This is a genomic window from Mycobacterium sp. TH-M25, assembly GCF_057473665.1.
This window is the reverse complement of record NZ_JBYCLA010000132.1, coordinates 1-8,102: the sequence shown is the minus strand read 5'-3', so window position 1 is coordinate 8,102 and position 8,102 is coordinate 1. Positions and strand designations below refer to the sequence as shown.

Genomic DNA, 8,102 nt, shown 5'->3' with positions numbered 1-8,102 from the left:
AAAGGTTAGCGGCCGAGAAATGAGTCTCACCGAAACCGCCACCGCCGGTCCGCTTCTGCTCGCTCTGACGGTGTCGGTGCTGGCCGGAATGGTGTCGTTCGCCTCGCCCTGTGTGGTTCCGCTGGTGCCGGGTTATCTGTCGTATCTGGCCGCGGTGGTCGGTGTCGACGAGGCGGAGAACGCTCCGCCGCATGCGCGGTGGCGGGTGGCCGGTTCGGCGGCGTTGTTCGTCGCCGGGTTCACCGTGGTGTTTCTGCTCGGCACGGTCGCCGTCTTGGGCATGACCACCACACTGATCGCCAATCAGGTTGTGCTGCAACGGGTTGGCGGCATAATCACCATCGTGATGGGCCTGGTGTTCGTGGGATATGTTCCGGCGCTGCAACGCCAGTTGCGGTTCGCGCCGCGGCAGTTGTCCACGCTGGCCGGCGCGCCACTGCTGGGCGCGGTGTTCGCACTGGGCTGGACACCGTGCCTGGGTCCGACGCTGGCCGGCGTGGTCACCGTCGCGTCGGCGACCGATGGCGCCAGCGTGGCCCGCGGCGTCGTGCTGGTGATCGCCTATTGCCTGGGCCTGGGAATCCCGTTCGTGTTGTTGGCTTTCGGCTCGGCCTCGGCGGTCGCGGGGCTCGGCTGGTTGCGCCGACACACCAGGGCGCTGCAGATCTTCGGCGGCGTGCTGTTGATCGCTGTGGGCATCGCCCTGGTCAGCGGCGGTTGGAATGAGTTCATCTCCTGGCTACGCGACGGGCTCGTCTCGGATGTGAGGCTGCCGATTTGAACCGGGCGATCGCCTACGCCCGCAACACCTGGCGGGCCTTGACGTCGATGGGCACCGCGCTGGTGCTGCTGTTCCTGCTGGCGCTGGGCGCGATGCCCGGCGCGCTGCTGCCACAGCGCAGCCTCAACGCCGGCAAGGTCGACGACTACCTGGCCGCCCACCCGAAGCTCGGTCCGCTGCTGGACAAGCTGCAGGCATTCAACGTCTTTGGCAGCTTCTGGTTCACCGCGATCTACACCCTGCTGTTCATCTCGCTGCTGGGCTGTCTCACCCCGCGGATGATCGAGCACGCCCGCAGCATGCGGGCGGCCCCGGTGCCCGCACCCCGGAATCTGACCCGGCTGCCCAAACATGCCGTCGCCGTCATCGCCGGTGAGGCCGACGACGTGGCGACCACGATGACGCAACGATTGCGGGGTTGGCGCACCGTCGTCCGCCGCGGCGAAGATATCGAAATCTCGGCCGAGAAAGGCTATTTGCGCGAATTCGGCAACTTGGTCTTCCATTTCTCGCTGCTGAGTCTGCTCGTCGCTGTCGCCGCCGGCAAGCTGTTCGGCTACGAAGGCAATGTCGTCGTGATCGCCGACGGCGGCCCGGGGTTCTGCTCGGCATCGCCGGCGGCGTTCGACTCGTTTCGGGCCGGCAACACCGTCGACGGCACCTCTTTGCATCCAATCTGCTTGCGCGTCAACGACTTCAAAGCCAAGTACCTACCGTCCGGGCAGGCCACGTCGTTCGCCGCCGACATCGACTATCAGTCGGGCCGTGACCTGAGCGGCGGAAGCTGGCGGCCCTACCGGCTCGAGGTCAACCACCCGCTGCGGGTCGCCGGCGACCGGGTCTACCTGCAGGGCCACGGCTATGCGCCGACATTCAGCGTCATCTTCCCCGACGGCCAGGTCCGCACCTCGACCGTGCAGTGGCGACCCGACAACCCACGGACGCTGCTGTCCTCCGGCGTCGCGCGCATCGACCCGCCTGCCGGTACCTATCCCAACGCCGCCGCGCGCCGTCAACATCAGATCGCGATCACCGGGTTGCTGGCACCGACCGAGCAACTCGAAGGCACGCTGCTCTCGTCGAGCTTCCCCGCGCTCATCGCGCCCGCGGTCGCCATCGACATCTACTCCGGCGACACCGGCCTGGACAGCGGCCGGCCGCAATCGCTGTACAACCTCGATCCACGCCTCGTCGACCAGCACCGGATCACCCGGGTCAAGCGGGTCAACTTGCGTGCCGGTCAGCAGGTGCGCATCGACCAGGGCCCCGCGGCGGGCACGGTGGTGCGCTTCGACGGCGCGGTGCCGTTCGTCAACCTGCAGGTCTCCTACGACCCAGGCCAGGTCTGGGTGCTGGTGTCGGCGATGGCGATGATGGCCGGGCTCGTGGTGTCATTGCTGGTGCGCCGGCGAAGGGTCTGGGTTCGGCTGCAGACGACGACGCCGGGTACGGTGAATGTCCAGGTAGGCGGTTTGGCGCGAACCGACAACGCCGGTTGGGGTGACGAATTCGAGCGGCTTGTCGAGCGCCTCCAGGCCGGGCTGGCAGCGCCGACGACGATGACACCGGCGTAGCCGGAATGGAGGACTGGCGCCCATGAATACGACCCATATCCACCTCGGACTGGCGCGTAACTCCGACTGGGCGTTCACCTCGGCGGTGGTCATCATGGTTGTCGCGCTGCTGCTGCTGGCGGTCGAGCTCGCCTACACCCGCAGCCGGCACTCCGACCGTGAAATGGTCGGAGTGGGCGGGGATACAGCCCGACTCGCCCCCGCAAGCGGGGGGACCCCCGCCCCGGACCATCGCGACCCGCATCGTCGTCGGGCGGACAGTGCCACCCCTGGCGTGGTGACCGCGCCCCCGCGCCGCCCGGTCGACGAACGAGTCGGGCGGGCCGGCCTGTTCTTGGTATACGCCGGAATCGGGCTGCTGTTCGGCTGCATCGTGCTGCGCGGATTGGCCACCCAGCGGGTGCCGTGGGGCAACATGTACGAGTTCATCAACCTGACTTGCTTCTGCGGTCTGGTTGCCGGCGCGATCGTGTTGCGGCGTCCGCAATACCGTCCGCTGTGGGTGTTCCTGCTGCTCCCGGTGCTGATCTTGCTGACCGTGTCCGGACGCTGGCTCTACACCAACGCCGCCCCGGTGATGCCCGCGCTGCAGTCGTACTGGCTGCCGATTCACGTGTCGGTGGTCAGCCTCGGTTCGGGTGTGTTCATGGTCGCCGGGGTGGCCAGCATCCTGTTCTTGCTGCGCACCTCCGGGCTGGGTGAGCCAGCCGCGCGGGGCAAGTTTGCCCAGCTCGTGCAGCGTCTTCCCGATGCCCGCACGCTGGATCGCATCGCCTATCGGACCACGATCTTCGGGTTCCCGGTCTTCGGCTTCGGAGTGATTTTCGGGGCGATCTGGGCCGAGGAGGCCTGGGGCCGGTACTGGGGCTGGGATCCCAAAGAAACTGTGGCATTCATCGCGTGGGTGGTCTACGCCGCGTACTTGCACGCCCGGTCGACGGCGGGCTGGCGGGACCGCAAAGCGGCCTGGATCAACGTGATCGGCTTCGTGGCGATGGTGTTCAACCTGTTCTTCGTAAACCTGGTCACCGTCGGTCTGCACTCCTACGCCGGGGTCGGATAAGCGCAGTTCAGCGGGTTCTAAGGGCGCTGAGCTATGTTCGAGCACTAGCATTGTTCGACAACTAGCGACCCGAGTGTTGCAACGAGGGGATATTTCACGTGTCTGACCATCCGACGCACGACGCGAACGCAGACCGCGGAGACAATCCGACTACTGCGCTGCCGCCGCAATCGCCACCGCCACCGGCCGCCCAGCCGGCGACCCGGGCGTTCGCCGGATTCCGCACCGAGCGTCGGTTCGCCGAGGGCGCGACCCAGCACGCGCCGCTTCCGGAAACCCGCGCCGAGCCGCGCGCCTGGGCCGAGACGCCGTACCAGGGCATGCCCCGGGTCGTGGAATCTTCGAATGCCCCGCGCCGCGTCTACGGCAACTATGGTGGCCCGCCCGCCGGGTCACCCGGCCAGGTGGCAGCCTCGGGGTCGAACCTCGCGCCGACGCGGTACCCGGAGCTGTCTACCAGCACTCTGCTGCGCCAGGTCAAGCCGGCGCCCACTGAGGGCTGGCGCCGTTTGCTCTACACGCTGTCCGGGCAACTCATCAACGTCGGCGAGAGCCCACGCACGATGCGCTACAACGAGCTCACCGTTCAGGTGAACAGGCCGCTGCGGGGCTGCTACCGGATCGCGATGCTGTCGCTGAAGGGCGGCGTCGGCAAAACCACCATCACCGCCACGCTGGGCGCGACGTTCGCCTCGATCCGCGGCGACCGGGTGATCGCCGTCGACGCCAATCCCGATCGGGGCACGCTGAACCAGAAAGTGCCGCTGGAAACCCCGGCCACCGTGCGTCACCTGCTGCGCGACGCCGAGGGTATCGAGCGCTACAGCGACGTCCGCAGTTACACCTCGCAGGGCCGCAGCAGGCTCGAAGTGCTGGCCTCGGACAGTGATCCGGCAATGTCGGAGGCGTTCAGCGCCGACGACTACGCCAAGACGTTGGAGATCCTCGAACGGTTCTACGGGCTGGTGCTCACCGACTGTGGCACCGGGCTTTTGCACTCGGCGATGACGGCGGTGTTGGAAAAGGCCGACGCGCTCGTTGTGGTCAGCTCGGGCTCGATCGACGGGGCCCGCAGCGCCTCGGCCACCTTGGACTGGCTCGACGCGCACGGACACGAAGACCTGGTCAGCAACTCGATCGCGGTGATCAACGCGGTACGGCCGCGGTCAGGCAAGGTCGACATGCAGAAAGTGGTGGACCACTTCTCCAGGCGCTGTCGCGCAGTGCGATTGGTGCCGTTCGACCCGCACCTCGAAGAAGGCGCCGAGATCGACCTGGACTTGCTGAAGCGAGACACCCGCGAAGCGCTCATCGAGCTGGCGGCCGTGGTGGCCGACGGCTTTCCGAGCGATCAGCGCCGATCCAACGAGCACTTCATTTAGCTTTAGCTCGGGCACACCGGGCTCGCGCATCAACGCGGGTTGCTGTCACCGTGGCCCAAGCGCCACAAGAAATCCGGATCGTCATCGGGTCCGATGACGCGGCTCTTCGGTCGGTTGAGCTGAGCGCGAGCCGCGCGCACGCCGAGGTAGACCAACGATCCGATAACGAAGACCAGGAGCAGGTAGAGCACTGAACACCTCCTTGGTCTGAATATACGCGGCGACCTAGGCTCGCAGTGTGTCAAACGGAGAGAGCTCGGCCGGCCGCGCGTTCGCCGGCGTGCTGCTATATGTCATTGCACGGCTGGTTCTGGTGGCCGCACTCACCGGGGTGATCTTCGGAATCGGCCGCGCGCTCGGGGTGCACGAGTTTCCGGTCGTCGTCGCGCTGCTGTTCGGGTTGGTCATTGCCATGCCGCTGGGTATGTGGTTGTTCGCCCCGCTGCGCCGACGGGCCACCGCCGGCCTCGAAGAAGCCAGCGCGCGCCGCCGTCAGGACCGCGAACAGCTGCGCGCCCGGCTGCGCGGCGAGGAGCCGCCCGCCGACGACGGCTCGGAGGCCTCTGACGCGCCGGGCTGACACCACGCTGAGCGCTCACCGAGTGTGTAGGAAACGCGGGTGAATGCCCCTGGTATCCCTCCAAAAGCTGCACAGTCGGCGGTCGGCGGCCCCAGTCTGCTCAGCCCGTCAGCGTCAACGCCGCCGCCATCGCGATCGACCAGACCAGCATCGTCAGGCCAGTGTCGCGCAGTACCGGGATCAATGCCGGCCCGATCTGGCCGGTGCGCACCGGCTGTGCGGCCCGCACCGCCAACGGGGCAGCGAGCAGGCCCAGCGCACACCACGGCGTCGCCATGGTCAGCGCGAGGGTCGCGACTGCGGCGACGGCCAGCAGCAACTGGTAGAAGAAGCGGGTTCCCTTGTCGCCCAATCGAACGGCCAGCGTGATCTTGCCAGACTCGGCGTCGGTCGGGATGTCCCGTAAGTTGTTGGCTACCAACACCGCCGATGACAGAGCGCCGGTCGCCACGGCCAGCACCACCCCGACCCAGTCGATCCGCGACGCCTGGGTGTACTGGGTGCCGAGCACCGCGACCAGGCCGAAGAACAGGAACACCGCGACCTCGCCGAAGCCTGCGTAACCATAGGGCCGCGAGCCGCCGGTGTAGAGCCATGCCCCGGCGATGCACAGCGCTCCGACCGCAATCAGCCAGGGCGCGCTGGTCAGTGCGAGCGCCAACCCGGCCACCGCCGCGACCGCCAAGTTGGCCAGGGCCACCGCGAGCACCGACCGCGGTGCGGCCAACCGCGAGCCGACCAACCGCAGGGGCCCGGCCCGGTTGTCATCGGTGCCGCGGATGCCGTCGGAGTAGTCGTTGGCGAAGTTGACCCCGATGATCAGGGCCACCGCGACGGCCAGCGCCAGCAAGGCCTTCCACCAGACGGCGGCGTGCACCCAGGTGGCGGCGCCGGTACCGGCCAGCACGGGGGCGATGGCATTGGGGAGGGTGCGTGGTCGCGCACCGGCGATCCACTGCGCAAGACTGGCCACCTCCCGATCGTTGCATGCCGGTCGGCGACAATGACCAGATGCTCGGAGTGATCGGCGGCAGCGGCTTCTACAGCTTTTTCGACTCGGCTGCCCGCAGCGTCAGCCTGGACACGCCATTCGGCGAGCCGAGCGGTCCCGTCACCGTCGGATCGATCGGTGAACACGAGGTGGCCTTCCTGCCCCGGCACGGCGTCGACCACCGCTATCCCCCGCACCAGGTGCCTTACCGGGCCAACCTGTGGGCTTTGCGTGCACTCGGTGTCCGGCGGATCTTCGCGCCGTGCGCGGTCGGCAGCCTGACCACCAATCATGAACCGGGCGCGGTCGTGGTTCCCGATCAGCTGGTCGACCGCACCCGTCGGCGTGCCGACACCTACTTCGACACCGGCGCGGCGCATGCGGCCTTCGCCGATCCTTACTGCCCGACGCTGCGATCGGCGGCCGCCGGGCTGCCGGAAGTCGTAGACGGCGGCACCATGGTGGTCGTCGAGGGGCCCCGGTTTTCCACCCGAGCGGAAAGTCAGTGGTTTGCCGCCGCGGGCTTCACCCTGATCAACATGACCGGCTATCCCGAGGCGGTACTAGCCCGGGAGCTCGAAATCTGCTACGCGGCAATCGCTTTGGTGACAGATTTGGATGCCGGTATCGAGACGGGTGCTGGGGTAAGGGTCGGCGACGTGATCGGGGAATTCGCCAAGAACATCGAGCCGTTCAAAAGGCTGGTCCGCGAAGCGGTCGGCCGGGTCGGCGCCGAGCACACCTGCACCGAGTGCTTGTCGCACACCGGGATGTCGCTGCCGTTCGACAACGCGTGAGAACTCAGCCGGCTTTTGCCGTCGCTGTGCCGCTGTCGTCGGATTTGGGCTCCCGCGGCGGCCTGCCCCGTCGCAGCGTGTCGATCAACTCGCGGTAGGGGCCGACCAGATACACGGTGTCGTCGGCGTGCAGCCGGGCGTCGCGGCGCGGGTGCAGCTTGAGCAGCCCGTTGGACGTCACTATCGCGATGACCCGGGCCAGGTTGGACAGCTCGTACATCCGCAGTCCGTCCAGCTCGCTGCCGGCGGCCACCTGCATTCCGCCGACCACGAACGAACTCTGGCCCACCGAGAACGTGCCCAGCACCTGCAGTCCGATCGCCGCGCCGATGAAGTAGGGCACCGCCAGCTCGACGGTGGAGCGGACGTTCTCGAAGCCGAACCGCTGCGCCACCGCCAAACCCAGCGTGCGATCGTAGACCCGCAGCACCAGCGGAATGTCGGTCCAGTATTCCCGAGTCGCGGTCTTCTTGCCGAGCATCTCGGCCAGCACGATGCCGGTCTCGATGTTGACGATGTCGGTGCGGGTCAGCACCGCCACCGCCCGGGCGCGGTCGACCCGGGCGGCCTGCAGTGTCTGGCGCAGGGTGGCGTCACCGAAGATCACCGGCACGTCGAGATCGCGCACCGCGGTCAGGAACCGGTTATCTTCGTCGCGCTCGATGACCGCGACGTCGTGTCCTGTGTTGGTCAGGTCCTGGACCACCCGCATGCCGAGCCCGCTGAGCCCGACTACCACGACGTGGTTGCGCAGGTGGCGGACCCGTGGCCGCGCCGACGCGAAAACGAAACGGCGTGAGAGCAGGACATCGGCCACAAAGGAGACCAGGAGCGCGGTGGTGGTGACACCGCTGAACATCAACATCGTGGAAAAGGTGCGCAGCCAGGTGGGCTGGTTGACGAAGCTGAAGTCGCCGTAGCCGGTGGTGGTCAT

The 8,102-nt window shown here is 67.5% G+C and carries 9 protein-coding genes; 6 read left to right on the top strand and 3 right to left on the bottom strand.

Going from position 1 to position 8,102, the window contains the following annotated elements; genetic code table 11:
* The first annotated feature begins 19 nt into the window (after nucleotides 1–19).
* From AC2VOU_RS04530 to AC2VOU_RS04515, 4 genes are all read left to right on the top strand, one after another.
* Complete coding sequence (locus AC2VOU_RS04530) at nucleotides 20–781, top strand: cytochrome c biogenesis CcdA family protein (protein ID WP_486956275.1); 762 nt, start codon at nucleotides 20–22, stop codon at nucleotides 779–781.
* Nucleotides 782–828: 47 nt separating this feature from the next.
* On the top strand, nucleotides 829–2,355 hold the full coding sequence (gene resB, locus AC2VOU_RS04525; RefSeq protein ID WP_486956274.1) for a cytochrome c biogenesis protein ResB: 1,527 nt from the start codon (nucleotides 829–831) through the stop codon (nucleotides 2,353–2,355).
* 22 nt (nucleotides 2,356–2,377) lie between these two features.
* Nucleotides 2,378–3,418 (top strand): c-type cytochrome biogenesis protein CcsB, encoded by a 1,041-nt coding sequence (gene ccsB, locus AC2VOU_RS04520; RefSeq protein WP_486956272.1) that lies wholly within the window; start codon nucleotides 2,378–2,380, stop codon nucleotides 3,416–3,418.
* A gap of 98 nt (nucleotides 3,419–3,516) precedes the next feature.
* Complete coding sequence (locus tag AC2VOU_RS04515) at nucleotides 3,517–4,800, top strand: MinD/ParA family ATP-binding protein (RefSeq protein WP_486956271.1); 1,284 nt, start codon at nucleotides 3,517–3,519, stop codon at nucleotides 4,798–4,800.
* Nucleotides 4,801–4,829: 29 nt separating this feature from the next.
* On the opposite strand, the gene AC2VOU_RS04510 is transcribed toward AC2VOU_RS04515, so the two are convergent.
* Nucleotides 4,830–4,991, bottom strand: coding sequence for a hypothetical protein (locus AC2VOU_RS04510; protein ID WP_486956270.1), 162 nt, complete (start codon nucleotides 4,989–4,991; stop codon nucleotides 4,830–4,832).
* Between the two features lie 47 nt (nucleotides 4,992–5,038).
* Here AC2VOU_RS04510 and AC2VOU_RS04505 point away from each other — a divergent pair, with 47 nt between their 5' ends.
* Nucleotides 5,039–5,380 carry a DUF4229 domain-containing protein gene (locus tag AC2VOU_RS04505; RefSeq protein ID WP_486956269.1) on the top strand — a complete coding sequence of 114 codons (342 nt, stop codon included), beginning with the start codon at nucleotides 5,039–5,041 and terminating at the stop codon, nucleotides 5,378–5,380.
* Between the two features lie 100 nt (nucleotides 5,381–5,480).
* On the opposite strand, the gene AC2VOU_RS04500 is transcribed toward AC2VOU_RS04505, so the two are convergent.
* Nucleotides 5,481–6,353 carry a 1,4-dihydroxy-2-naphthoate polyprenyltransferase gene (locus AC2VOU_RS04500; RefSeq protein WP_486956268.1) on the bottom strand — a complete coding sequence of 291 codons (873 nt, stop codon included), beginning with the start codon at nucleotides 6,351–6,353 and terminating at the stop codon, nucleotides 5,481–5,483.
* 38 nt (nucleotides 6,354–6,391) lie between these two features.
* Here AC2VOU_RS04500 and AC2VOU_RS04495 point away from each other — a divergent pair, with 38 nt between their 5' ends.
* Nucleotides 6,392–7,168, top strand: coding sequence for an S-methyl-5'-thioadenosine phosphorylase (locus AC2VOU_RS04495; protein ID WP_486956273.1), 777 nt, complete (start codon nucleotides 6,392–6,394; stop codon nucleotides 7,166–7,168).
* 4 nt (nucleotides 7,169–7,172) lie between these two features.
* Here the strand turns inward: AC2VOU_RS04495 and AC2VOU_RS04490 are convergent.
* Nucleotides 7,173–8,102: potassium channel family protein (locus tag AC2VOU_RS04490; RefSeq protein WP_486956267.1), on the bottom strand; the 930-nt coding region annotated here is incomplete at its 5' end.